Here is a 25,208-nt window from a genome sequence, read left to right on the forward strand (position 1 = left end):
TTTAAACCTTTATTCTTCCGCCGAGCCTTAATCTTTGACTCGGTTTCTATTCTTTAAGGAGCAGTCCTTGGCCACTTTAACAATTCAAGGCCGAAAGGCGCTTGCACGGCTCATGCAGCAGCAGGCTATTTATTTGGCATGGGGAAACGGCGCATCAAGTTGGGATAATACTTTACCGCCAACCCCTACCAATACTACACAACTCACCAATCTCATTGGTTATCGCAAGGCAAAGCAAATTCGCTTTTGTGAGCCGGATGAACAAGGCGAAATTCAGGTACCAACCGGAAGGTTCCGTTTAAGCGATACGGCCAGCCAACATCTATATTGCCAATTCACCTACGACTTCGAAGATGGCTTGGGTGAGCATATTCGAGAGTTAGGTTTAATGCTTGGCACGTCACCCAAAACGGGCATTCCAGCTGGAAAATATTACCTTTTACCAGACGAGGTTGCAGAGGCTGGTGAGCTTATTTTGCTTGAGCATCGCACGGCGCTATTTCGCGACCAAGGGGTGCGCGAAACGTTTGAGTTTGTGATCAGTTTTTAAGAAGAAAGCAATGATAAAAGATTATTACCAGCAGTTTGATCCTGCAAAGCAATACAGTCAGCTATTGTTTCGAGCGAGTAAAGGGTTGCAAAGTCGTGAACTCAACGACCTGCAACTGCAGTCTCAGCACCATGTAAAAGGCATCGCTGATGTATTGATGAAAGATGGGGATGTGGTTAAGGGGGGCGAGGTGGTTATCGACCAAGCTCATGCCATTGCAACCATTGGCGCATCCTCAGTATATTTACAGGGCGTGGTACATGAGGTCGACACCAAACAGTTAGCGATTGCGCTAAATAAACTCGAAATTGTCGGGGTGTGGTTAGCAAAGGAAGTGGTGACAGAGCTTGAAGACTCAACGCTTAGAGATCCAGCCATTGGCGCACACAATTTTGATGAAGCGGGTGCCGCGCGGCTGAAAATTTCAGGCCGTTGGGGACTGAGCGACAGCCTTGACTATCCCAATAGCGACTTTTTTCCCGTTTACCAAATCGATCATGGCACGCTTATCGTTAAGCAGCCGCCCCCACAACTAGACTCAATTACCAGCGCACTTGCACGTTATGACCGCGAGTCAAATGGCGGGAGTTATGTGGTGAGCGGGCTCAATGTCAGCTATCGAGAGAGCACGGCAAGCCACCAGCACTTTAATGTGCAAGAGGGAAAAGCGCATATTAATGGCTATGAAATAGCGTTTAACACCGCACTGCCTGTTACGCTGCTGAACGACCCCGATGTACGAGAGGTGATCAATGAGCCGAGCCGATTTAGCGCCAATGCCCAAGGCGCTATGCGAATTGATTTAGACTTTGCACCGGTGCAGCGCATTGATCAGGTGACTGCTGAGGTGAAAAAGCGTACTTCTCTGACTCGAGGCCACGCGCAAACCGGCCAAAATACCGATCCCTTTGATGATGACTCTGTCATTGAAATTTTGCAGATCTCGCAAGGTGGCATTGAATATCAGCAGGGTATCGACTTTATTTTTACCCGCAATCATATTAGTTGGCGCGATGGTGGCAATAAGCCAGCTTCAGGCACATCGTATGACGTGGTGTATACCTATCGCCGACTTATTGAAGTTGATGCGGACGAAACCGGATTTTGGCTCGAGCAACAGTTAAACGAAGCTGAAGAAATGCTCGAAAATGGTCTTGTGGTCGTCGATTATCACTGGTTTATGCCACGTATCGACCTGCTCGTGCTTACACCCAATGGTCATGTTGAGCGGATCAAAGGTGCACCCGACAGAATTAATCCACAAGCGCCTTTAGTGCCTCATCAACACCTGGGGCTTGCCCAAGTGCAGCAACACTGGGGGAGTGCGCCGCCGCATATCCAAAATATTGCGATTGAAGCGGTACAAATGACAGATCTTGCGTTGATGCAACAGCAGATCTCAGATTTATACCAATTGTTGGCCATTGAACGCCTACGTAACGATACCAATGCCCAGTCACCTGCTAGCAAATACGGCGTGTTTGTTGACCCGTTTTTAGATGACGATATGCGCGATATTGGACTTGAACAAAGCGCTGCTATTGTGGATGGCGAACTCATGCTGCCAATGGCCGCAGAAATAACTCAATTGTCACAACCACAAGTCCAGACATTACCGTACGAACTCGAAGACGTCTTAGTACAAGAAAGCCGTACTGGGGAGATGAAAATTAATCCTTATATGGCATTTGAACCACTGCCTGCGGATGTCACGTTAATCCCAAGTGTTGACCATTGGACACAAACCCAGACTCAGTGGACAAGCCCTATTACTCGTAGGTTAACTAGCGGTGGAGGGCGTGTTCGTCGCGTTATTACTCAAACGAGTACTGAGCGAGTTGGTGTGCGCCGTCAGCAAGCCGAGTTCTTGCGCACCCGTTGGGTCAACTTTGCAATTTCTGGGTTTGATTCAGGTGAGCAACTGGACTCACTGTTATTCGATGGCATTGAAATTATTTCAGAGGTGCAAGCATGATCCAAGCAAATACACGTGGTGAATTAGCTGGTCGATTTAAAGTGCCAAATAATGTTCCCGCCGGAACTAAATTGGTGCGATTTATTGGTAAGCAAGGTTCGGCAGGAAGCGCTAGTTATACAGGTAGTGGCGTGATTGAAGTGGAAACATTGCGGCGCGTCAATAGCATTATTACTCAGCGTTTTGATCCACTCGCACAAACCTTTATTTTGGAGCAATCGCGATTTATTGCCGGTGTTGAATTATGGTTTACCGCCAAAGGACAGGAAGCGGTTGAAGTACAAATTCGTGAAGTAGTTCAAGGTATTCCTACACAAACTGTGCTGGCAAGTAGCAAAATAAGCAGCGATGAGATAAAGCTAAATGACCAACCGACACTGTTTACCTTTACTCCAACCTTTTTAAATGCTGATCAGGAATATGCGTTGGTTGTGTTAACTGATGGGGCCGAGCACAGTGTTGCTATTGCTGAGCTGGGTAAGCTTGATCAGGCGCACAACTGGGTTACCTCTCAGCCGTATCAAGTAGGGGTGTTGTTATCATCAAGCAACGCTAGCACCTGGACGCCACATCAGGATAAAGATCTCACATTTAGGTTAAAGGCCGCCAAATTCACTGAGCAAAGTAGACGGATTGAACTCGGCGAGGTAGAGGTTGAACAAGTAACGGATTTAATGCTTTTAGCTGTAGTCCAGCGCCCAAGTGCAGATACTCAAGTTACCTTTGAACTCACGTACCCTACTGGCAATAAAGAAAAAGTGCTAAGCGTTCAAGAGTGGCAACCAAGTACGCTTGGAGAAACCATAACTGGCAAGGTTAAGGTCGCTGCTGTATTGACGGGAACACAAAGCTTAACGCCAGTACTTTTTGCGGGCAGCCAGTGTGTTCATGGGCAAGTCGCGCAAACCGGAGACTATATTTCTCGCGAGCTGCGCTGCCGTTTAGGCGGTGATTTAACGGTGAGCTTTGAAGCGAATATTCAAAGCCACTCAGAAGTACAAGCTTTGATGCAAAAAGGGGATGTTTGGCTACCGCTTGCACTGGATAGCAGTTCAGTACTGAACGATGGTTGGCAGCAGTTCAACTACACCTTTAACGGTGTTGACACTGTCACGACACGGGTGAAACTGGTACTGAAGGGGACACCAGCACAGCGCCCTAGAGTACGAAATCTTCGTACATTTACTTTGTAGGAGAAATTGTGGACATCAACCAATTTACTCCATTTCAGCAATATCCACTCCCTCACCCAGATAATCTACTTGAACAAGACGTACAGCGATTGATCAATGCGCTTAAGGCAATTGATGCAGATATCCACCAGCAGCAATTAGCAAATCAACAAGCTCAAGTAGGTATCGACAAGCGCTTCAGACGGCTTCGGCTCAATCAAGTGTTGGGTGAAACCCTGCTACCAATTTAAAGGATTTATAAGAGGAAATTATGGCAACAATTCAACAAGCTGTTCAGGTAATGGTCGACAAACTGGTCGCTGATATGAACGGCAGCACTCCGCTGAGTGCAGAGGAGCAAACCTTAGTCACGAATGCAATCGCGCGTCTCACAGATAATGCCAAGCTTGAGCAAGCCGTTGTGGCCGTTGCACAGGAACATTTGGATGACTCAACCCAGCTATTGCAACAGGTTGCAACTTCAGCGATCAACAATATTGATTCTGCTAAAGCTGACTTAACCGCGTCGACCGCTGAACTGGTTACCAGAGCGGCAAAACTGGCGCTATTGGATCAAATAGGTCCCTTGACGCAACAAATTAATGAAGTGGTCGCAAACAACACTGCTGCAACACCAAAAACCTTATTCGCGATAAAAAATATTGATACGGCGAATAGTCATGCTAATTTTCGCCGCTCCACATCGGTTTTGGCTATCTATAATAGTGATGGTACTTCCTATCTCACTCGACCAAGTTATACAGTGAATGCAGCAACGGACACATGCCGTTTAGATCATCTGAAAATTAGCCAAGATGGCACGTCATCTACCGTACTAAAGTCAAGCTTTGTCCATAATAATGCCTTTGAGCAAAACCCTGCAACTAAGGTATATCAACACGGCGCAAGTGCTATCGTGCCACTGGGTTTAAAAGCACAACCTAATGATGTTAGTTTTGAAATCGTATATAGCACCCAAGAGTCTCTGTCAGCGAATGCGACGGAGTATGGTGGTATCTTTGTTTTAGGGCAGGGATTTACCTCGCGTACTTTGCCAAAGCAAGATCTCAATGCCCGAGATAAATTTGGTATTTCAACACGGTCTAGCTACAACCATAACGAGGTAGCTGTGTTGTATAACAACCAAAAGCACTGCTTAGTGGTTATCGACTCGGGTACTAACTTGGTTGTGGAAAAATATCGTGATGGCAACCACATTACTAATATTGCCATTGCGAATGCAGCTGAATATCAGAACTATGTGGATAGCGGTGACTTTACAACGATGGTATTTATCGCAAATACCTTAGCGCAGCCGCATGGAATAAATCGCTATAACCACAGTGAAGCGGCGATGTCGAGTTATTCATATAATTACTACGGTTACTTTGGTCTACTTGGCAGTGAACTCAAAATGGCGGGTGATAAATTCAACGCACATTATCTCTTCACAGAAGAGCAGAAGCTTCAGCCGATCAATTATATTTTTACTAGTAATAGTGAGCCATACCGTACACAAAGTTCAAATGGTACAGAGAATAGTGAAGGTGAAGTGAATGTGGTTATGGAAACACTAGATGGCGAGTTACTGAGTTCGTATTGCTATCGTTCTAAGGCCGATAGCTTAGGATACGATGGGGGCGTAATAGCAACAGCCATTCAAGCGATGAATCCATACTCACATATAGGTGTTATTAATGAGCACTACCTATTCAACCAGTATGGCCTTGCTAGAACCTGTCGCGCGATTTAAGGAGTGAAAATGAATATTTATTACGACAATAATAAAGGGATGTCTATTGCGGGTAACTTTTGGTTGGTACACCCGCAAACGGGTGAGCAATGGAGTAAAGAGTCGGTAGCACAGTTTATAGCTGAAGCTCAGTTAGAGACTGAAGAAAACTCTGAAGTTGAGTATTTAAAACAGCAAGTCATTACGCGCATAAAGCAACTTGCCTATAGCAAATTGCAATCAGAGCAGTGGCGAGTAGAGCGCGCAAAAGAGCGTGAGTTGAGTGAGAGGTTGAACGGTAATGAAGAAGGTGCTGCAACAGAGCGTGCAAACCTACTAGCCATTTTGCAGCAAAGAGAAGTGGTGCGTGAAAAAAGCGGTGAGTTAGAAGCTGCGGTGCTTAGCCTTACTACTCAAGCTGAATTACTACAGTTTGTGATTGCGTTCTAATAATTTCACAGCAGGTCAGAATTGACCTGTTTTACTCCCTAAAAATCAGTAAGATAGACCTATGCTTGAGAAAGTTAACAAGCACACAGGTTTCCAATCTCCAAAGCCCACAAGCAAGAGTTTGCTGTGGGTTTTTTATTTTCTGTTTAGTACCGGAGAGTGCAATGCCATCATCTCAGTTAATCGATTTATCTAAGCTAACACCTCCAGAGCTATTAGAAAATCTGGAATATGAACAAATTCTGGAACAGTTGAAAAGTAAATTGAGCGAGTTAGTTCCAGATGTTAGTAAGACACTAGAGCTAGAATCAGAGCCTTTAACACAGTTACTCAATACATTTGCATATCACAGCATGCTGCTTAAAGGACGAATAAATGACACCGTCAAAGGTAACTTGTTGGCGACAGCAACAAATAGTGACCTAGACCATATTGCAACACGTTACGGTGTAAGCCGTTTGCCAGAAGAGTCAGATGAACGGTTTAGGCACCGAATACAACAAGCATTCCATAGTCTAAATACGGCTGGAACTGAAGAAAGTTATCGCTATCATACACTTTCTGCAGATAGTCGTGTCAAAGATGTTCATGTTACAAGCCCTTCACCTTGCCATGTAGTGTTGACCATTTTAAGTCATGAATCAGCCAACGGTATACCTTCAGACACACTACTGAACAAGCTCAGAGCAACGTTTGGACTCAAAGCAGATGCGGCTGATACGGTATCTGATGCGCTTGAATTGCAAAAAGTACGGCCCATTGGTGACAGAGTTGAAATTGTGCCAGTGACAGTGAAGCCCTATACCATCAATGCCCGAGTGCAACTAGCCCCGGGACCAGGCAAAGCACAAGTTAAAGCACAAGTGTTGGCCAATTTAAAAGATTTCTTTGCACAAACCAGTGTAATGGGCACAGCGATAAAGCGCTCAGCATTGTTTGCCACTTTATATAGTAGCGGTGTGGAAGATGTCGTACTCGCTGCACCGAGTGAGAATGTCATAATTGCGGGCCATGAAGTCCCTTGGTGTGAAAATGGCACCGCAGGCGTGATATTTGAGGGTGATGTGTGAGTGATAATAAACCACTACACCGAGGAACTGAGCTGATTGAGCAAATACAAGCCTCTCAATCCCCAGTTTTTGCTGTGCTGAATGAAGCGGCAAATTGCCTAGAAACATTATGGCAACCTGAGACTTGCCCAATCGAATTATTACCTTGGTTGGCATGGAGCCAAAGTGTTTCGCAGTGGGATGAGCAGTGGCCAGAGCCTATAAAACGGCAGATCATTGCGCAAAGCTATGAACAACACAAACACCTTGGGACGCGTTTTGCCATTATTAACGCGTTAGCGCCTTTTGGATATGACACCCATATCACAGAATGGTTTGAACAAGTACCCAAAGGCCCTGCCGGGACAATCGCTATTGATGTTGCGGTGTCTGATAGGGGGCTCAATGAGTCGTTATATCAGCAGATATTTCAAACCATCTCAGCGAATAAACGCCATAGTATTCAGTTTAATTTATCGCTCAGTTTATTATCTACAGCAAAAATTCAGCTGGCTTCAGCAGCGCTATTTGGTGCTTCTGTCACTGTCTATCCATACTATGCCAGCGAGATTGTAAGCAATACCAGTATGCGCTTTGTGGTAGCCAGTCAGTCTTGCAGTTATACCAATATTTACCCTCGGAGTAGTTATGCCCCAACCACAATACTGGACCATGCTGACACCAGCGGGTCGCGCTAAAATAGCCAATGCCATTGGTACTGGCGTTAAAATCAACTTAGTCAAATTTGCCGTGGGTGATGGCAATATTTTACCTGATGCGGAGCATCTCACGAGTGAGCGATTTAGAGGACTGATAAATAGCTCCAAAACGCTAGAAAACAATCCAGCGATGCTTGAGATCATCGGTATTGTCCCTGCCTCGGAAGGTGGGTTTTATGTTCGTGAAGCCGCTTTTTACACTGAAGACGATCAAGCATTTGCCATTGTTAAATACCCTGAAACTTACAAGCCAAGTATTGAAGACAACGCCAGTGCTGAGCTTGGAATAAAAGCGGTAATTGATGTGGTGCAGTCAGAAATGGTGAATTTAAAAATAGATCCATCTATGGTGTATGCCACGCAAGACTATGTAAATAATGAAATTAATAAATTTGTAGGCTTACTGTCTCTTGATGGTGGCGCATTTTCCGATTCTTACCCCAATGTTCCCTCGTTAGACGGAGGCAGTATTTAATGTCGAACAAAATTCAGTTTAGGCGCGGACCTGCGGCAAACCGCACCAATGTCACGCCGAGTAATGGTGAACCAATATGGTTGACCGACAGCAAAAAACTATTTATCGGTGATGGCACAACCCCTGGAGGAGTGGATATTTTCACCACCCTTGGTAGTGCTATTCATCGTGATGCAGGTAGCGGCGCAAACCATGTGTTGTTGCTAGACAGTACCGGTAAAATTCCTGAAAATGTGTTACCCAGTCTTGCAATAGGTGAGCCGTTTGAGGTCGCCAGTCAATCTGCCATGTTAGCGCTAAATGCACAGCCTGGTGACTTGGCGATTCGCACCGACGAGAACAAATCTTATATTCTCAAGTCGACACCTGCGAATGTATTAGCAAACTGGGTGCTGCTGCGCACACCAACAGATAATGTTTTATCTGTAAACGGTAAAACAGGGGCTGTAACGGTTAACAAAGCAGATGTTGGCCTAAGCCAAGTTGATAACTTATCGAAATCACAGCTGTTTACTTCACCTATGTTCACCGGTACGCCAAAATCACCTACACGAGCACGCTCAGATAATAGCACCAATATTGCAACCACCGCTTGGGTACGAGACTGGGTTAGTTCATTGGGTCTCGCTGTTGAAGGCGGCGATATTGACGGGGGAGTATTTTAATGGGGCGACGGATCCAGTTTAGAAGAGGCCCAGAAGCAACACGATTACAAACTGTACTTGGTAACGGCGAACCGGGGTTTTCAACAGACACAAAGCAGCTTTATGTCGGTGATGGCGAAACACTTGGTGGTGTGCCAGTTTTGATGTCTACGTTTATTGAGGTAGCCGCCCCAAGTGTGGCCGTTTGTGGTGCGCGTCATTTATTTAAAGCTGTAACTACACTGCAATTACCGAATGAAGCGCTAAGTGGTACAACCTTAAGCGTCATGTTAAGTCCCCATGCCGGGGCTACTCAAGAGTTACCTGCTCGGGTGTTTGCACCTATGTCTAAAACGATTTCAGACCATGAAGGAAATGCAGATACTGAATATCACATGACAATATCAGGGATTGAGAGAACATTTATTTTTATTGATGGAGGATGGCAGATATGGCGTTAACTGATTGGGGTAATAATGCGTCAATATTGGAAATTGGCAGGATTGTTCCCGATGTTCGCACTAAGACTAATTCAGGTTTATCACTTTTACCCTGTGATAATTCTCGATATAAATTACTTGACTATCCAATTTTAGCGGCATCAATTGATAGCCAGCATGTTGAGAATGCTATTGAACTAACAAAACTGGAACATCAAGATATAGAAAACTACCACAACGGTAATGCGTGTGTTGTTGAAACAAATGGCGTATTGCATGTGATTGTTTCAGATAATGCACAATCGGGTATCATTTCATCTACTGATGGCGGTAGTTCGTTTTCTGAGTTTTCACCTTTTTCCAGCCTGCTTTCACTATCACCCAGTGGATACGGCACTATTAGAGCGAGTTCTAGCGGTGAAACGTTGGTGATGTGTCACAATCGAAATGTGTATATATCAAATAATCGAGGACAAACATGGTATAAACGGTCCCAATCTGTAGCAGGGACGTATTTTCAGTATTATGACGTTAGCCCCAATGGTCAAAAAATTATATGTATAACCAATGTGTTTTCAGGCAATAATAGAGACTGGGCATCATCATCTGATGGTGGGCAAACGTGGGTTGTTGATACATATAATGCTAAAGAAGCTGAACGTCACTTTCAGTTTGTCAGTGATTCTACAATCGTTTTTGTGAACGCGTCTGAACATAATGTGTATTATTCATCATTTCGTTCACCAACAAAAAGTATTGCGCTTTCAAGTCCCGGCGGTACATCTAAAAGTATCATTGCTAAAAAAGGAACAGCAATAGCGCTATATGGCGCATATGGAGGCACGCATCACGATGATGAACGTTTGTATTTAACAGATTATGGGTGGAACTATACTCGACTCCCATACAGATATGACATACAAGGAAACGTGCAGGGGTTTGGCGAATTGCATGATTTTACTGTGCTGGATAATGGTGATTTATATGTGTATGCCTCAGAGGGGTTGCTAATGTTGAAAAATGGCTCAAATAATTGGGTTAATGTTTACACTCCTGAAATGCCAGCGGGTATGCCAAATAGTGCATTTTTAAACAGCTCAAATAACGATGTTTTTATTGTTGCGCGTGACGCATTTTATAAAACTCAGGGTGCTTTGAGTCCATACTTTTTTTTTACGCCAAATCTAAGTGATGATGGTATTTATAAACTGGTAGGGGATGCACAATGATTTTATATCTATATGATGAAAAAATATTTTTTATTCGCATATAAATATGAAAAAGGTAAACCATTGCCCCGGCTGGGGTTTACAAAAATAAAACCGAATGTCGTCTCAGGTAGTAAAGTGGCTAAGTTTGTCAATGGTGAGTGGGTTGAATCTGCATTGGAAAGTCAATTGTTTGATATAGTTATCGATAAAGTTGAGGGTCACGGCGGGATCACACTTTGTAAAAAGGCTTTAACATCCGGTCCTTTTCTGATCTAATAACGCTCACATTATCACTATCTACTTGTTAATTATGTCGTTATTTAGCCACCTTGAACTTGTTGAAGATAAGCGTTCTTCTATCAATCAACATCATGATCTTGCTGATGTTTTGTTTCTTATCATCTCGGCGGTTTTATCTGGTTGTGAAGGCTGGAAAGATATCGAGGTGTTCGGGCACAGTAAACTGCCTTGGCTCAGGCAGTTCAGAGCATTTAAGCACGGTATTCCAACGCGACATAGCATTGCACGTATTCTTAAAACAGTAGAAACTGACTCTCTGGTTTTGGCCTTGTTCAGTTGGGTCAACGAACAGCGCTCTCAGTCTGGTAAGCCAATCATTGCGTTTGATGGTAAAACTCTGCGCGGTGCCAGTAAAAAGCGTGAGGATAACTTACATTTGGTGTCTGCTTTTGATTGCGAGTCTGGTTTAACTTTGTATCAGCGAACGGTAGAAAATAAGTCCAATGAGATACCGGCAGTTAGGGCCTTATTAGATGTGCTCGATATTTCAGATTCTATCGTCACACTAGACGCACTACATTGTCAGAAAGCGACACTTTCAGCATTGATTTCAAGAGGGGCTGACTATCTGGTTCAGGTCAAAGCAAATCAGAAAACACTCTATAAAGCAGTCACTTCATGTTTTGAAACAGCCTTTGAAGAAGAAAAGAATTTGCCTGAAGATGTACAAGTCAGCAATGGTCATGGACGTCAGGAAACACGCATCACTTATGTTCTGAAGGCCGACAATCTGCCTGAAGAGATAAGAGAAAAATGGCCTGGGCTTACTTCGCTGATCGCGGTTGAAAGGCACAAAAAATCCGAGTCTATAACAAAAATAGACACGCACTTTTATGTCACTTCAGTTGAGCCTGATGCACAGATGTTACAAAAAGCTATCCGCCACCATTGGCACATCGAGAACCAGCAGCATTGGGTACTGGATGTGGTGTTTAAGGAAGATGCTTGCCAGATCAGTGAGCCGATTTCCGCGGAAAACATGGCGCTGTTCAGACGGGTCGTTCGCAATCTGGTAAAACAGCACACAGGCCGTAAAGATTCGATACGTGGTAAGTGTGTTCGGGCCAGCTTTGACGATGAATTCAGAGCAGAGCTTATCTTCGGTTAATGGTCGTTAACGAAGTATGCTCTCACCCTGAGTTGAGGGTTAACTTTTCAGTTGTGAAAGCAATAGTAATGAATTTACCGTCCCACAACAATCAAACGAAGTAATAGCCACAGGGCAACTGGCAATAGACGACTGTAAATTTAAAGTACCATTTAAGCGTGTTGATACTGGCCGCATTCAGTTAATGCCTACACATGTAAAAGATGGTCACTTTTCCATACCACTTAAGTTTGAAACAAATGGTATTTGGATAGTTAACCAGGAGCTAATTAATTCGGACTTTCCGAACCCTATTTTTGAACTCTCAGAGTATCGCTTCTCAGCACTTTAAAAGCTGCGTATTTTCTAAACCGGTCAGGATTGACCTGTTTTACTCCCTAAAAATCAGTAAGATACACCTATGCTTGAGAAAGTTAACAAGCACACAGGTTTCCAATCTCCAAGGCCCACAAGCAAGTGTTTGCTGTGGGTTTTTTTATGGCGCAAAGCGAGGAGGTGATGATGGCATTTGAGCGGTTGGACTTATCGCAGTTGCCCATTCCTAAAGTATTAAAACCCTTAAACTTTGAGCAGCGTCTAGAAGCATTAAAGCAAGCATTGCTGCAAAAGGATAATGCACTCCAAGAAGTAGTAAACTTGGAAAGTGAACCTCTGACTAAATTGTTAGAAGTCATGGCATATCAAGGATTGACTCAGCAAAGCATGCTAAATGACGCAATAGAAGCGAACTTGCTCGCGAGTGCTTCAGGGAGTGATTTAGACGCAATCGCAGCGAGGTTTAATGTTGCAAGGCTTGGGAATGAGGATGATGAGCGTTTAAGATCGAGAACGCAACTGGCGTTTGATGGACTGAATACCGCAGGGAGCGCGGCCTCTTATCGCTTTCATGCATTGTCGGTGAGTAATGAGATTTGCGATGTGCAAGTTCATAGTCCGAGGCCATGTGAAATAGAACTAACCGCCTTGAGTCGAATAGGGAAAGGTACACTAAGCGCGGAGTTGCTGAATAAATTACACGTCGCCTTTACCCCTGAATCGTCAACTCAGCCTGAAGCCTCTAAAGTGAGACCGCTTGGCGATAGAGTCACAATCAAGCAGCCGCAGATATTGACGTTTAACATTGCAGCGGAACTTGAGATTTTACCTGGCCCGTCGCCTGAGGTGATTGTGGACAGTGCATCAGCCGCGCTCGACGCTTACTTAACTGAAAGACGTCAGCTTGGTCGGCAGATCACGCGAGCGGGCATTAGCAACGCTTTGTTTTTGTCCGGTGTTGAGAACATCAGGGTGGAGTCGCCAAGTGAAGACATTGTACCTCTAGATATTGAGGTAGCGTATTGTCAGCAAATGGATTTGCGAGTAAAGGTGAGGGGGCAGGATGACTAAGCTTTTACCTCATAATGCGTCAAGGCTGGAGCAGTGGTTAGCAGAGCTGCAAGCCAAACCGCGAACTATCCGAGCAGGCTTATTAGCGGCCTTAAAACTTGAGCAGCGCAGCGATGATGAGCTAGTGGAAATCTCGCGTTATCTCTCGTTGACTGAGGTCGGTTGCCTTGATTTACGCAGCACACTTAAACGCTTATCAAGCAATAAGTTGCTGCCAATTATTTACTCTCAAGTGTTTTTCCCAAGAGATGCACTTGAGCGGCTAGCGATAACTGTCGGACTAAGTGGACTCTCCCTCAAGGATGATGAAGCACGAACCCAATTGCGTGATGCCTGTGTACTGAACGATACACGGCTGCTCTTAACGAGTCTTTGGCAACCAGAGCTTTGCCCTGAGCCTTTATTGCCTTTTTTGGCTTGGAACTACTCAGTGGATGAGTGGGATGAACATTGGCCTGTGGCGATTAAGCGCCAAGTCATTACTGATGCGTTCACGGTTCATCAGTGCAAGGGAACCCCATTTGCGCTACAAAAAGCGCTCGATAGTCTCAATATTGAAACCGAGATCAAGGAATGGTGGCAACACGAAAATGGCTTGCCTGGCACTGTGCAGATCTGGGCGCTTATTAATCAGAATTTGGACGACCGACAACAAGGATTGTTGACCTCCCAGATGCTCAAACGTATTCGCCGTGTGGTAAACGCAGTGAAACGCGGTGCTATCCATGTTGATTTACAATTGGGTATTGCGCTTAAAGAGCAAATTGGTGCTGCTGGTCTTGGCAAAGCGCCTTTGGGTCTGAGCAATACCCAAGTGTTGGGGTTAGGGGTAAAACCTGAGCAAGGCAAAGCCGCATTAGGGGCATGTGGCCATATAAGTCACTATGGCTATCAAATGTTAGATACCAAAGGCGCAGGCATTTTACCTAGTGAAACGCAGGCGAGCTTAGGTATCTTTGCGGTTGCAAAACAGCTGAATGCACAAATGCATACCAGCCAAGGAATGGGCGTTCACCCTGATGAGTTAATGCAAGGAATGGTACTCGCCAGTGGTATGCACCGACTTCAATATCAACATTATCATTTACAAGGAGCGACTTAATGTCTGCACTAACGCTGCAGTTTACTCATGCGGGACTTGATGCCCTACTCAGCGCTCAAGCGCGAGGCTTTAAGGGGCAAATCAGCCATATGGCGTTTGGCGATGCCGCTTATACGCCATCTCAAAATCAAACTGAGCTACGCAGCCTTAAAGAGCGTGTAGCGATTGCCGACAGCGACTATCAAGACGGTGAAAGTACGAGCCTTAAAATTGCAGGCAAATTCGACGCACCACTTGAATATGCCATCAGAGAAATTGGCGTTTATTTAGATAGCGGCGAAGTAGACGCAAGCGGTGAGCCGGAGCTGATTTTATTAGGGGTTTACTCAAAAGCCAACACCACACTTGGCTACCGTACACCTGACGTCAAAGTACTACAGTGGTTAACGTTAAGTTTGGCACAGCTGCCCAGTGAGAGTATTGAGGTAAAGCTGGGGGTCGACAATCTTAATCTGATTGTTGACAAAGAGCTGGCCGAAATGACGCTTACGCAGCTAGATACGATGCATCGGCAAATCAAACAGGAATTTCGTTTGCAACAACAGGAAACAGCGCTAAGTGAGCTGAAACAATTGCTCACCAGTGAAGTGACACGATTAGATACAACACATGCCGCTCGGCTAGATAATCGCGTAGCAGCATTCCATGGCTTATTTAACGCAGAACTTGCCAATGTGACGACGGTACAGCTAGACACCATGAACCGCCAAACCAATCAAGAAATTAGATTAACCAATCTTGAGCATCAATAAGGAAACACTATGTCAAATGACAATTTAACCATGACGGAGCGCCTGAGCCAGGTTGCCACACGTGCCAATGCACTGTGCCAAACGGTTGAAGATCAGGTTGGAATTATTCAAAGTACTTTATCGGAAACGGTGACAGATGTTAAAAGCCAAACTTCTCAAGCTATTAACACGGCACAGACGCAGTTTTCAGAATTTAGAGAAAACGCAGATGATAGGTTTAGCAAACGTCTAGAAGGCGATTCATCGAAAGAAATCATTGATCTCAAACACCTAGATGAAAACACATTTTATGCTCTTAGCTTTCATCACCCAAAAATGCTTGATGTACGCCTAGAAAGGTACGTTCATTTAGATGGGAACAGTAAGGGGTTATTAGAGTTTCAGGTTCAACTACAGAATTGGTCAAGCGGTGGAGATTTCCACTTTGCGATTCAAAAGGTGCACGCATTCTCAGTTCATCCTTTTGTTGCGAAAGTGCTAGGTGCGTCTACACCTTATACGTCTTCTATTTGGTTGCGAGGAGGTTATTCGTATCTACTCTATACCTCTGGTCGATATTCTAAGCGATCAATAATCGAAGCCGAAACACAAGTTGTCGAAAAAATTGGTGACACAAATTATTACCTACCGCCGATAACTGAAGTGCATAACAGCGTTGTTCCTAATAGATATATTCGAGGTAATTAATTATGGAAAATGAACTATTTACACAAAAGCAATGGAATGAAATCAGAGATATTCGAAACCGACTACTCGTTGAAACAGATTGGACGCAAGTATCAGATTCTCCACTTAGTGAAAGCAAACGTGCAGAGTTCAACGATTATCGAACACAATTAAGAAATTTGCCTAACCAGTCTGAATCTCCGGATCAAGTGGTTTGGCCGGCAAAACCTGAACTCTAAAATCTCTAACCTTCTTTCGGGCGTTTCGTCCATCTTCGGCTTTTCAATCTAGCCAATTTATAATGTGAGAGCACAATTATGCATCGACAAACCTTGATAGCTAAGGTGTTGGCGTGCCTGAGTGCCGGTCTGTCTGAGCTTGCTCAAGTTGATTTACTAAAAGCAAGCCAGCCACAACCGGATTTAACAGAGCGTGCACAGCTTATCCTTATCCCAATCGCTGAGCGACAAGCCAGTGAACTGCAAGCGAAAGGCGCCGACAAAGGCGTGACTTATGGGCCTGCGTACAATAAAAACCTGAGCCCAAATGCACTCGACAGACGAGTGATGACGTTGCAGCTTGAACTGGCGCTTGAAGAGGCTGATACCTCGGCGTTGATGGCGCGGTTGGATAACTTGGTCAGTGCCGCTGAGGCTTCGATTATAAAGGATGAAACGCCCGTCCCTTGGCAACACTTTATATGCGAAAAAAGCAGTTTTAGTTATAGCAACCAAGTCAATTCAATGCTTGCTAAGGCGACGCTGACTTGGCAGTTTTATTACCAAGTTGAGTACCCCGAGGAGGCCGGTGTTGAGGTAACAGAAGTGTATCTTGGCCCGCATGGTGGCGAGCATCGCTTAATTTACAAAACCCCAGAAGAAGGACCGATAGCGTGATAGCCAATCAACATTTTTCAGACTTAGCCATGTCCGACCTACAGCAGCGTCTCACTAAGTTAATTAGCCTAGGAACGGTGCATGAAGTGGACTACGAAACGGCGACCGTCAAGGTCAAAATGGGTGATTGGATCACGGCAAAGTTACCTTGGCTAACGGCGCAAGCTGCTCATGATATGACTTGGCAAGCACCTGAAGTTGGTGAGCAAGTGATGGTGTTATCTCCCTGTGGAGATACTTCCCAGGGAGTAGTTCTTGGCAGTTTGTATAGTCAAAAATTTGCGCCAAAACAATTGGGAGTAACGCCTGAAAATCGCCCTGATGTTCATAAGGTTCAATATCAAGATGGTAGCTCCATCACGTATGACCGAAAGAGTCATCGTTATTTGATTGATATTCAAGGAGCGGATGCCACTGTGGATGTGCTTTCAGCTGGGACGTTGAATATTACAACAGCCAAAGACATCCGAGTAGAAACACAAGCTAATGCGACTGTATTGAGTGCAAAAGATGCAACTTTGATGTGTGATGGAAGTGCTTCTGTTCAAGCGGGGGGCGATGTCAGTGTTGAAGGAGCAAGTATTGCCTTAAATGGTGGCTCACCTTGTGTGACTACGGCACATGTTTGTCATTTTACTGGCAGCCCACATGGTGACGGCTCATCTACAGTTACAGCGGGGAAGTGACATGGCATTAGATGCAAATGTATTAGAAAACATGATCAAAGCGGAGCTTGAAGCTGAGGGTTTTGTGTTGGCAGGTGCGCATGCAGGAGCTGGCAAACTGGCTACTGCGATTGCTAAAGCCGTAGTTGAACATATGACTCAGGCTGCGGAGGTTCCTGTATCAGGAGGCTCCAGCGCGGGAATTTACAAAGTGACTTAAGGAGTCGTCATGATAGGAATGAATGCCAAAACGGGCAAGCCGCTCGGTGGTGTTGAGCATCTAAAACAGAGTATTCGCGATATTGTGACCACACCGCTTGGTAGTCGCGTGATGCGACGCGATTATGGCTGCGGCTTATATGAGCTTGTAGATAGGCCTTTTTCTCACTCTCTGGTGGGGGATATTACTATGACCATCGCCAATGCACTGGAGAAATGGGAACCACGTTTTCAACTTGATGGTGTTGCAGTACACCCAGCAGGAGAGGGCAAGTTGTCTATCGAAATAAAAGGATTGTATTTAATCAACGGGGAGCCTGTCACCATCGAGGGTATCCAAATCTAAGTCATTTTTTATCCACCTTATCCGTTAGGTATAAGGTCAACAGACCCTAGGCCATACAAGGCAGCTTGTATGGCCTTTTTTATTCTCTAACTGACATGTCTTTAAAGGAGATAACTATGTCAAAATTTCTACACGGTGTAGAAGTCATTGAGGCGCAATCCGGCACGCGTCCAATCAAAACAGTAAAAAGCTCAGTAATTGGTGTGATTGGTACTGCACCTAGTGCAGATCCAGAAAAGTTTCCACTTAACACACCAGTATTGGTTGCTGGTAAACGTGCTGAAGCTGCACCGTTGGGTACAGAAGGAACACTACCTGCGGCAATGGACGGTATTTTTGACCAAGCTGGTGCGGTAGTCGTTGTGGTTCGTGTCGATGGTGCTGATGAAGCGGCAATCATGTCGAACATGGTTGGCGGTGTGGCAGCAGACGGTTCTTATGAGGGTGTACAAGCTTTCCTTGGTGCTGAGTCAGTACTTGGGGTAACACCACGTATTCTTGTGGCACCAGGTTATGCGCATCAACGCCCTGAAGGTAATCGTAACCCAGTTATCACTGAACTTGTGAATGTGGCTGAGCGTCTTCGTGCGGTTATCATCGCAGATGGTCCAAATACAAACGATGAGGATGCAAAAACATATCGTGCAGATTTCGGTTCGCGCCGCGTGTTCGTTGTTGACCCTCATGTCAAAGTATTCCGCGATGGCAAAACAGAAGTTGAACCTGCAAGTGCACGTGTTGCGGGCATGATTGCAAAGTCGGACAACGACCGAGGCTTTTGGTGGAGTCCGAGTAATACCAATATGAACGGTATTGTGGCAACTGCACGTCCTATCGACTTCCAGCTGGGCGATGCCAACGCGCGTGCGAATATGCTGAACGAAAAAGATGTTTCGACCATTATTCGTCAAAACGGCTTTAAGTTGTGGGGCAACCGTACTTGTTCTGACGACCCTAAATGGGCATTCCTGTCAGTGGTACGTACTGCAGATATGATCAACGACTCACTCCTGCGTGCGCACATGTGGGCAGTTGACCGCAATATCACCAAAACTTACATCGAAGATGTTACGCAAAGTGTTCAGTCATACCTAGATAGCTTAAAAGCACAAGGTGCAATTCTTGGCGGTCAAATTTGGGCTGATGAAGAGTTAAACACACCGGCCAATATTCAAGCGGGTAAAGTGTATTTTAGCTTTGATTTCACGCCGCCAACACCGGCTGAGCACATCACCTTCAAGAGTATTCTAACTAACAACTACCTAGAGGAAATCGTATAATGGCAATCTCTCCAAAAATTCTTAAAAAATTCAAGCTGTTTGTAGACGGTAAAGGCTATCTAGGTATCGCTGATGAAATCCAGCTACCAAAAGTAACCGTAAAAACTCGCGAAGTTACGTCGGGTTTCCAAGCGCCGGTTGAGCTTGATGTTGGCCAACTTGAAAAGCTAGAAGGCACAATCACGTTACTTGAATACAACGCTGACATGATGAAGCTACTTGGCGATTGGAGCGGTGCAACAACGCCATTAACGGCTCGTGGTGCTATCCAAGCGCAAGGCGAAGCGCCAGTACCAGTGGTGGTAACGCTTGAAGGCTTCTTCAAAGAAGTGGATATGGGCAGCTGGAAAGATGGCGAGGAAGCTAAGCTTACGCTGCAATATGCAATTCAGAAGTACAAGCTACAGATCGGTCAAGATGTGATTTACGAAATTGACCTATACAACGACGTTCGTACCGTTAATGGTAAGGACCAAATGGCAGCACTTCGCGCAGCAATCGGAGCTTAATCCATGAAAGAAATCATTACCTTAGCATTCCCAATTACGGTCGATGGGCATGAGTATGCAGAACTGACAATGAGACGACCAAAAGTACGCGATCGGTTAATGGTGGATAGAGCGGATATCAGTGAGTCTGAAAGCGAAATTCGTTATTTCTCGCACTTATGCGAAGTTTCTCCAGATATCATCGAAGAGCTTGATTGGAGTGATTTTGTGAAGCTGCGAGAAACGCTACAAGCTTTTCTCGTGTCCCGCCAAAGCGCTTAAAAGCCATGGTTATCGCTCTGGCCAAATATACTGGCTGGGGCTTGGCCGAACTCAACGCGCTGACCGAAGACGAACTCATCGAGTGGTTTGAAGCAGCGCTTGATTACAAACAAGCGACAGAAGCGGGCTAAACCGATAACCGCAACCGCCCCTTAACCCTTTAAGGGGCGTATTTCCGTACTTTTAGACGCTTTAGCTTAGGCCTCTGCTTAAGCTAAAGCGTTTCACTTTTCTCTATCTTCCTCAGGTAACGCCATGACAAAACAAGGTAAACAGGTTCGTTCACGAGAGGCGAACAAAGTCAAAAATAAGTTGCCGCAGGTAACTTCGCTTGCTAACCAAGTTGCACATTTAGGTAGTCTAGTTGCAAAACTCAACGCCAATTCTGCGACTAGTGCGCAGATCCAGCAATTAATCTCCATCATGACTAAACTTAATGCCAGCGCGGTGTTAAGTCCACAGGCTCCGTTCTCAGTACCTGAATTTCAGGCACCTGCCACTGGTGAAAATGCTGTGCCTAGTAGCCAGCTGGTTCAGCAGGCTGAGCAGGTCATGTTGGCGTTGCCCGATTCTCTAAAGCATGCGATAAGCGGCTTGTCTGAACGGGTTGCAGAACTGGATTTCAGCGCCGCAAGCCAAACGGTACAAGTTGAATTGGCGGCATTAGCCGAACACGTGCCTTCACTTTTTAACGCAATTTCCGTTGCACCAGCCGTGACTGCGGCAACAAATGCATCCAAGCAAGGCCAATCTGTAATCGATGCTCAGCAGCAATTTTGCCTAGATGCAGCGTCATTGGGTCAAGCTTTGCCGGAATTTGCATCGAGTTTAGATTTAGCTGCTTTGCCAAAGCAGCTGCTCGAAACAGGCAATTTGTTGAGCAATATTGAGTTTGCAGAGGTACTCAAAGGAGAGCTTGGTTCACTAACAGAAGCTGCTCCTGCGTTATTAACTCAATTTGGCTTTGACGATGCGGCAAATGTGGTAACGCAGTTTGCGCCAGCTGTGAACCAATTGGATATTCCAGGACTTATTCAAGGCGATTTACAAAGTTTGCAGCAGGCTTTACCAAGCTTGCTAGAAGCCGTTGATCTTAAGTCATTAAACCAAACTCTTGCGCAAGAAATACCGGCGCTTGCACAACTTGATTTAGCCGGGCTTGCTAATGGTGAGCTGGGGTCGTTGGCCGCAACGTTACCAAACTTACTTGAGGCGGCGGGACTTGATGGTGCCGCAAGCTCGGTATCTGCGGCTTTGCCAGCGCTACAACAATTGGACTTGGGCGCAATTGCAGATGGTGATATCCAGTCGTTGCTACAAAGTGCTCCGGCATTATTAGATGCATTGGATATGGAAGGTGCGTCACAGGCTTTTGGTTCAGTTCTTCCTATCGCTGAAAAACTCGATTTTAAGGGCTTAATGGATGGTGAGCTGAGCAGCTTAGTGGATGCCGCACCTGAAGTGCTTAGAGCATTTGAACTTGGCGATGCTGCGGATAAGCTACAAGCTGCGATTCCTGGCTTAAAACAACTGAATCTCAAGCAAATTGCCAGCGGTGACGTATCGAGCCTTATGGCGGCAGGTCCTTCATTACTAAAGGCATTTGAATTAGACGGTGCAGCTGGCGTACTCGAAGGCGCATTACCGGCATTAGAAAAACTAGATGTCGACGCGATTTTGGGGGGCGACATCAAGTCCCTTGTAAGCGCAGGACCTGAACTGTTGAGTGCATTTGGGCTAAACGATGCGGCAAGTGTACTAGAGCAACACGCTGATCTACTCTCCAATATTGATTTAAAAGGCGTTCTCAAGGGAGATCTATCTTCTCTTACCAACAGCTTACCAGATTTATTTGGTGAGTTTGGATTTGACGGTATTAGCGATGATTTATCTGAGTCGTTTGCTGAGTTAGAAAGTGATGTTGAAGAGAAGAAATCTACGCGTAAAAAAGGACGCAAGAAGCGAGGCAGAAAGCGTAACAAGCGAGCTAGGTCTTCTAATCTAGCGGATAAACAAGAAACGTCGGCGGAGCGCGAGCACAAGCCGCGCAAAATCAACAAACGAAGCGCTAATAAACCCGCTTTGAAACTGTTGGACGGCGGGAAAGCCCCCAGCGTAAAAGCACAGCTAGATAATCAAGCATCGCAACCAAAGTCCAAAGCAAAAGCCAAAAAAGTCAAAATGATGGCTGCCGCAAATGATGCTAGTTATCAAAAGCTTGGCAGTTTCTCTCCAGCTAAAGGTGGCAAACTTGGTCAGTTATTCAAGGGGTCTAAAAAGTTACTTGGGCGTGCGGCTGCACCGCTTAGCGTGGCGTTAGGGGCATTCGATGCGTTCACGGCATTAACTGATGACACGTTAACGACTAAAGAAAAAACCACTCAGGTTGGAGCGGCTGCGGGTGGCGCAGGCGGCGCACTCGCTGGCGCCGCTGCAGGCGCGGCAATTGGCTCGGTTGTTCCTGTGGTTGGCACTGCAATCGGTGGCTTAGTCGGTGGTGCACTCGGCGCGATGGGCGGTGAGTCAATCGGTGGTTGGTTTGGTGACAAACTTGGTGGTTGGTTCTCTGACGATACTCAGGACTCAGCGTCAGGTACCTCGAGCCCTTCGGTGACAGAGCGCTTGCTCGATAGCGCAACGAGTTTTGCCACCATGGGGCCGCTGGGCTTAATTAGCGACACCCTCGGCGGTTGGTTATCAAAAGGCGATGAAAACGTTGCGCAAACAGACAGCAAAACGGCTGCGATTAGTACGCTTCAAAACAGTGAAGCAACAAAAAATAACGCACTCGACTTTGTTAAAAATAATGTCATTAATGAGCTGAATTTAGCTACAGGCACGGCTGCTGCGTTTGCTGCTAATCAGGGGATGACAACCGGTAAAATTCACGGCGTCAGCAAGGTGGGTGATTTGGCAGGCAGAGCGCTAAACGCACACACGGTATGGGAAACGCTCAATAATGATGGACTTTCTGTTAGAGAAAAAGCGGCTGGCATTGGTAGCACGCTGGGCGGTATGTTTTCTGCTGATGCCGTATCCGGTGCACTGTCAAAAAGCAAAAACCCTTATGTAAGAATGGCGGCCCCTATGGCGGGTTACCTTACCAACAACATGGTTGGTGATGCCATTAAAGGTTGGTTTAGCGATGACAAAACATCAGCTACCAATGAGGGTAAAGCACCAGATCCAAATAGTTTAAATCAACTGAATGTGAGTGCGAATAAAGCATCTGAATATTCATCGGCGCCGCAACCGGGCGTTGCATCGGTAACGGTGAACGCCAATATTACTGTCAATGCAAAAGATGGCCAACAGGCTTATGAGGTTGCGCAGCAAGTGAAGCAAATGTTGGATCAGCAGCAGCAACAAGCAGAGCAAGAGCTTAGTGCTCGATATTACAATCAAGTGGCATAACGATAGAGGACTAAATGAGCAAAGTTAATCATGCTAAACATATGATGCAACTGGGAGACTACAAGTTTTCAGTAAGCACCGCAGCGTTTAATAAGCTCCAGTACGATTCTCAATATCGCTGGGAAGCCCACAAATCTCAGACTGATAAGGACTCTCCGCCGCTGCAATTTATTGGTGTAGGAGAGCAAACCTTAAATATTGAAGGGGTGATCTTCCCGCAAATAGTGGATAACGGCTTGAAGCAGTTAGACATGATGAGAGATGAAGCCGCCAAGGGGGAGCCGATGACGCTAGGCTATGTTGAAGAAAGTGGGAAATCTAGTCCAAGCGTAGGGCGCGTGATGGGTAAGTGGGTCATCAAACGGATAAGTGAAACGCGGACCTTATTTTTCAATGATGGGATCCCACGAGAAATCCAATTTTCAATGGAGCTCAGCCGCTATTAAGCGCGCTGGGTACTAAGGAGTCATTATGAGCAAAGGGGTAACTTATATTACACGAGATGGCGATTGTCTCGATCTCATCTGTTTTAAACACTATGGCCGCAGTAGTGGCATGGTAGAAAAGGTGCTAGAAGCCAATCATGGCTTGGCAGAACTTGGGCCAATTTATTCGGAGCAGATCAGTATTTTTCTTCCCGAAATCGCTAAACCTACTGTGTCTAAAGTGATCAATATTTGGGATTAATATGGACTTACAACCGCATTACTCTATAAAAGCAAATGGCAATGAGGTATCAAAAACACTGAAGAACCGCTTGGCTGAGCTCAGTGTTACGACACGCACAGGGTTGGCGAGTGATACCTGCTATGTACGATTTGACAATTTAGCTGACGCGCCCATTGCCTTACCCGCACCAACGGATCAACTAGAAATTGCGATGGGATATAAAGAAGGCACGAAAGATCAGAGTGCTCCTTCAACCAAATTAGGTATTTTCGAAGTGGGCGCTTATGAGTTGACTGGCCCCAATCGCTCGTTGACATTTTATGGTAATAAAGTGCTGTGGGATCAAGATTTTAAAGCGCTAAAAATACGCTCGTGGCCAGAGCAGGGTAAGGATGAGCCGCTGATGCTGGACAAACTTATCCAAGACATTGCTGGTGAGTATGGACTACAGGCAAAAATAGGTAATTCCTTTCAGGGCCGAGAAATACCGCACATTGAGCAAAGCGAAAGCGATATGCAATTGCTGAGCAAGCTTGCCGTGCAGTTTGATGCAATCATGAAGATTGCGGATGACAAGCTTATATTTATGGCTAAAGGCACTGGAAAGTCGTTAACTGGCCAAGCTTTACCTAGCGTGACGGTCAGTAAAAAGCAGTTGGTTTCATGGCAGCTTAATGCTAACCACAACAAGTTAGTCAAAGGGGTGCAGGCTTATTTTTACGATAAAGCGTTAGCGCAAAAAACATTGGTAAGTGTCGGTGGCGGTTCACCTAACACGACACTCTCTTACGTTTATCCTAATGAAACCGAAGCACAAACCGCGGCGACGGCCATGTTACAGCGTTTAAATCGAGCGCATACTAGTGTGCAGCTTTGTGTGGTTGGCGACCCTAACTTACTAGCAGGTGGCGTGATAACTATCGAAGAGGTTGACGATAATCTTAACGGTGACTGGTTTGTCTGTGAGGTCAAGCATGTAATTAATCACGCCGGCTTTAAAAGCTATTTAGTATGCGAAGCATTAGGTTAAGTTTGAGCTAGTACAAGTTAAATCCCACATTTTTTATACCAGGCGTCAGTGATTATCCCATTGAGCGCTTCCTTCCTTAATTTTTCCTTTCTCCCTGTGTCCCGCACAGGGTGTACTTTTATCTCATCCATCACAGATGAGATATCACCCTTTCTCCATGTGGGCCATCCTCATTTTGAGGCTCTGGC

At 45.5% G+C, this 25,208-nt stretch carries 31 protein-coding genes; all 31 read left to right on the top strand.

The features are described 5' to 3' along the window. The first annotated feature begins 67 nt into the window (after positions 1–67). The 31 genes from JJQ94_RS10275 to JJQ94_RS10420 all read left to right on the top strand — a co-directional run bounded on the left by JJQ94_RS10275 (position 68) and on the right by JJQ94_RS10420 (position 25,020). Positions 68–550: a hypothetical protein gene (locus JJQ94_RS10275; protein WP_099031777.1), complete on the top strand. Its 483-nt coding sequence runs from the start codon at positions 68–70 to the stop codon at positions 548–550. 10 nt (positions 551–560) lie between these two features. Next, the gene (locus JJQ94_RS10280) at positions 561–2,525 is read left to right on the top strand and encodes a DUF4815 domain-containing protein (protein ID WP_099031778.1); all 1,965 of its coding nucleotides are present in this window, start codon (positions 561–563) and stop codon (positions 2,523–2,525) included. Then, complete coding sequence (locus JJQ94_RS10285; protein ID WP_099031779.1) at positions 2,522–3,718, top strand: hypothetical protein; 1,197 nt, start codon at positions 2,522–2,524, stop codon at positions 3,716–3,718. The genes JJQ94_RS10280 and JJQ94_RS10285 overlap by 4 nt, the downstream gene beginning before the upstream one ends. 8 nt (positions 3,719–3,726) lie before the next feature. Next, on the top strand, positions 3,727–3,948 hold the full coding sequence (locus JJQ94_RS10290) for a hypothetical protein (RefSeq protein ID WP_099031780.1): 222 nt from the start codon (positions 3,727–3,729) through the stop codon (positions 3,946–3,948). Between the two features lie 20 nt (positions 3,949–3,968). After that, entirely contained in the window at positions 3,969–5,450 is a 1,482-nt protein-coding gene (locus JJQ94_RS10295) for a hypothetical protein (protein ID WP_099031781.1), read from the top strand. Between the two features lie 9 nt (positions 5,451–5,459). Then, complete coding sequence (locus JJQ94_RS10300; RefSeq protein WP_099031782.1) at positions 5,460–5,879, top strand: hypothetical protein; 420 nt, start codon at positions 5,460–5,462, stop codon at positions 5,877–5,879. 164 nt (positions 5,880–6,043) lie between these two features. After that, positions 6,044–6,949 carry a baseplate assembly protein gene (locus JJQ94_RS10305; RefSeq protein WP_099031783.1) on the top strand — a complete coding sequence of 302 codons (906 nt, stop codon included), beginning with the start codon at positions 6,044–6,046 and terminating at the stop codon, positions 6,947–6,949. Then, positions 6,946–7,626, top strand: coding sequence for a phage tail protein I (locus tag JJQ94_RS10310; RefSeq protein ID WP_099031784.1), 681 nt, complete (start codon positions 6,946–6,948; stop codon positions 7,624–7,626). Before JJQ94_RS10305 ends, JJQ94_RS10310 begins: the two co-directional genes overlap by 4 nt. Beyond that, on the top strand, positions 7,577–8,122 hold the full coding sequence (locus tag JJQ94_RS10315; protein WP_082086250.1) for a phage tail protein: 546 nt from the start codon (positions 7,577–7,579) through the stop codon (positions 8,120–8,122). Before JJQ94_RS10310 ends, JJQ94_RS10315 begins: the two co-directional genes overlap by 50 nt. After that, complete coding sequence (locus JJQ94_RS10320) at positions 8,122–8,787, top strand: hypothetical protein (protein ID WP_017218937.1); 666 nt, start codon at positions 8,122–8,124, stop codon at positions 8,785–8,787. The genes JJQ94_RS10315 and JJQ94_RS10320 overlap by 1 nt, the downstream gene beginning before the upstream one ends. Next, positions 8,787–9,227, top strand: a complete 441-nt coding sequence (locus JJQ94_RS10325) for a hypothetical protein (protein ID WP_099031785.1) — start codon at positions 8,787–8,789, stop codon at positions 9,225–9,227. The genes JJQ94_RS10320 and JJQ94_RS10325 overlap by 1 nt, the downstream gene beginning before the upstream one ends. Further along, positions 9,218–10,435, top strand: a complete 1,218-nt coding sequence (locus JJQ94_RS10330) for a sialidase family protein (protein ID WP_099031786.1) — start codon at positions 9,218–9,220, stop codon at positions 10,433–10,435. The genes JJQ94_RS10325 and JJQ94_RS10330 overlap by 10 nt, the downstream gene beginning before the upstream one ends. A 12-nt stretch (positions 10,436–10,447) precedes the next feature. Next, the gene (locus JJQ94_RS10335) at positions 10,448–10,693 is read left to right on the top strand and encodes a hypothetical protein (protein ID WP_099031787.1); all 246 of its coding nucleotides are present in this window, start codon (positions 10,448–10,450) and stop codon (positions 10,691–10,693) included. Between the two features lie 34 nt (positions 10,694–10,727). Further along, positions 10,728–11,825, top strand: coding sequence for an ISAs1 family transposase (locus tag JJQ94_RS10340; protein WP_201435432.1), 1,098 nt, complete (start codon positions 10,728–10,730; stop codon positions 11,823–11,825). Between the two features lie 477 nt (positions 11,826–12,302). Continuing rightward, positions 12,303–13,211 (top strand): baseplate assembly protein, encoded by a 909-nt coding sequence (locus JJQ94_RS10345; protein WP_236596580.1) that lies wholly within the window; start codon positions 12,303–12,305, stop codon positions 13,209–13,211. Next, positions 13,204–14,313 (top strand): phage tail protein I, encoded by a 1,110-nt coding sequence (locus JJQ94_RS10350; RefSeq protein ID WP_099031047.1) that lies wholly within the window; start codon positions 13,204–13,206, stop codon positions 14,311–14,313. Before JJQ94_RS10345 ends, JJQ94_RS10350 begins: the two co-directional genes overlap by 8 nt. After that, entirely contained in the window at positions 14,313–15,065 is a 753-nt protein-coding gene (locus tag JJQ94_RS10355) for a phage tail-collar fiber domain-containing protein (RefSeq protein WP_039496166.1), read from the top strand. Before JJQ94_RS10350 ends, JJQ94_RS10355 begins: the two co-directional genes overlap by 1 nt. Before the next feature lie 9 nt (positions 15,066–15,074). Then, positions 15,075–15,752 carry a hypothetical protein gene (locus JJQ94_RS10360; protein ID WP_099031048.1) on the top strand — a complete coding sequence of 226 codons (678 nt, stop codon included), beginning with the start codon at positions 15,075–15,077 and terminating at the stop codon, positions 15,750–15,752. Between the two features lie 2 nt (positions 15,753–15,754). Further along, a complete protein-coding gene (locus JJQ94_RS10365) occupies positions 15,755–15,970 on the top strand; it encodes a tail fiber assembly protein (RefSeq protein WP_099031049.1) in 216 nt (71 codons plus the stop codon). A gap of 78 nt (positions 15,971–16,048) precedes the next feature. Beyond that, positions 16,049–16,627, top strand: coding sequence for a hypothetical protein (locus JJQ94_RS10370; protein ID WP_099031050.1), 579 nt, complete (start codon positions 16,049–16,051; stop codon positions 16,625–16,627). Continuing rightward, entirely contained in the window at positions 16,624–17,313 is a 690-nt protein-coding gene (locus JJQ94_RS10375; RefSeq protein ID WP_099031051.1) for a phage baseplate assembly protein V, read from the top strand. The genes JJQ94_RS10370 and JJQ94_RS10375 overlap by 4 nt, the downstream gene beginning before the upstream one ends. A gap of 1 nt (position 17,314) precedes the next feature. After that, on the top strand, positions 17,315–17,512 hold the full coding sequence (locus tag JJQ94_RS10380) for a hypothetical protein (RefSeq protein ID WP_099031052.1): 198 nt from the start codon (positions 17,315–17,317) through the stop codon (positions 17,510–17,512). Between the two features lie 9 nt (positions 17,513–17,521). Then, on the top strand, positions 17,522–17,857 hold the full coding sequence (locus tag JJQ94_RS10385; protein ID WP_017218947.1) for a GPW/gp25 family protein: 336 nt from the start codon (positions 17,522–17,524) through the stop codon (positions 17,855–17,857). Positions 17,858–17,973: 116 nt separating this feature from the next. Continuing rightward, a complete protein-coding gene (locus tag JJQ94_RS10390; RefSeq protein WP_099031053.1) occupies positions 17,974–19,137 on the top strand; it encodes a phage tail sheath subtilisin-like domain-containing protein in 1,164 nt (387 codons plus the stop codon). Then, positions 19,137–19,646, top strand: a complete 510-nt coding sequence (locus JJQ94_RS10395; protein ID WP_010378397.1) for a phage major tail tube protein — start codon at positions 19,137–19,139, stop codon at positions 19,644–19,646. The genes JJQ94_RS10390 and JJQ94_RS10395 overlap by 1 nt, the downstream gene beginning before the upstream one ends. 3 nt (positions 19,647–19,649) lie before the next feature. Continuing rightward, positions 19,650–19,907: a phage tail assembly protein gene (locus tag JJQ94_RS10400; protein WP_010378399.1), complete on the top strand. Its 258-nt coding sequence runs from the start codon at positions 19,650–19,652 to the stop codon at positions 19,905–19,907. Between the two features lie 5 nt (positions 19,908–19,912). Beyond that, the gene (locus JJQ94_RS24310) at positions 19,913–20,038 is read left to right on the top strand and encodes a hypothetical protein (RefSeq protein WP_017218950.1); all 126 of its coding nucleotides are present in this window, start codon (positions 19,913–19,915) and stop codon (positions 20,036–20,038) included. A gap of 124 nt (positions 20,039–20,162) precedes the next feature. Continuing rightward, positions 20,163–23,321 (top strand): phage tail protein, encoded by a 3,159-nt coding sequence (locus JJQ94_RS10405; protein ID WP_099031054.1) that lies wholly within the window; start codon positions 20,163–20,165, stop codon positions 23,319–23,321. 14 nt (positions 23,322–23,335) lie between these two features. Further along, the gene (locus JJQ94_RS10410) at positions 23,336–23,767 is read left to right on the top strand and encodes a phage tail protein (protein WP_099031055.1); all 432 of its coding nucleotides are present in this window, start codon (positions 23,336–23,338) and stop codon (positions 23,765–23,767) included. 25 nt (positions 23,768–23,792) lie between these two features. Then, on the top strand, positions 23,793–24,008 hold the full coding sequence (locus tag JJQ94_RS10415; RefSeq protein WP_010378405.1) for a tail protein X: 216 nt from the start codon (positions 23,793–23,795) through the stop codon (positions 24,006–24,008). A 1-nt stretch (position 24,009) separates the two neighbouring features. Continuing rightward, positions 24,010–25,020, top strand: coding sequence for a phage late control D family protein (locus JJQ94_RS10420; RefSeq protein WP_099031056.1), 1,011 nt, complete (start codon positions 24,010–24,012; stop codon positions 25,018–25,020). Positions 25,021–25,208: the final 188 nt, after the last annotated feature.

The sequence above is a fragment of the Pseudoalteromonas sp. GCY genome (genome assembly GCF_016695175.1).
Taxonomy (GTDB): Bacteria; Pseudomonadota; Gammaproteobacteria; order Enterobacterales; family Alteromonadaceae; genus Pseudoalteromonas.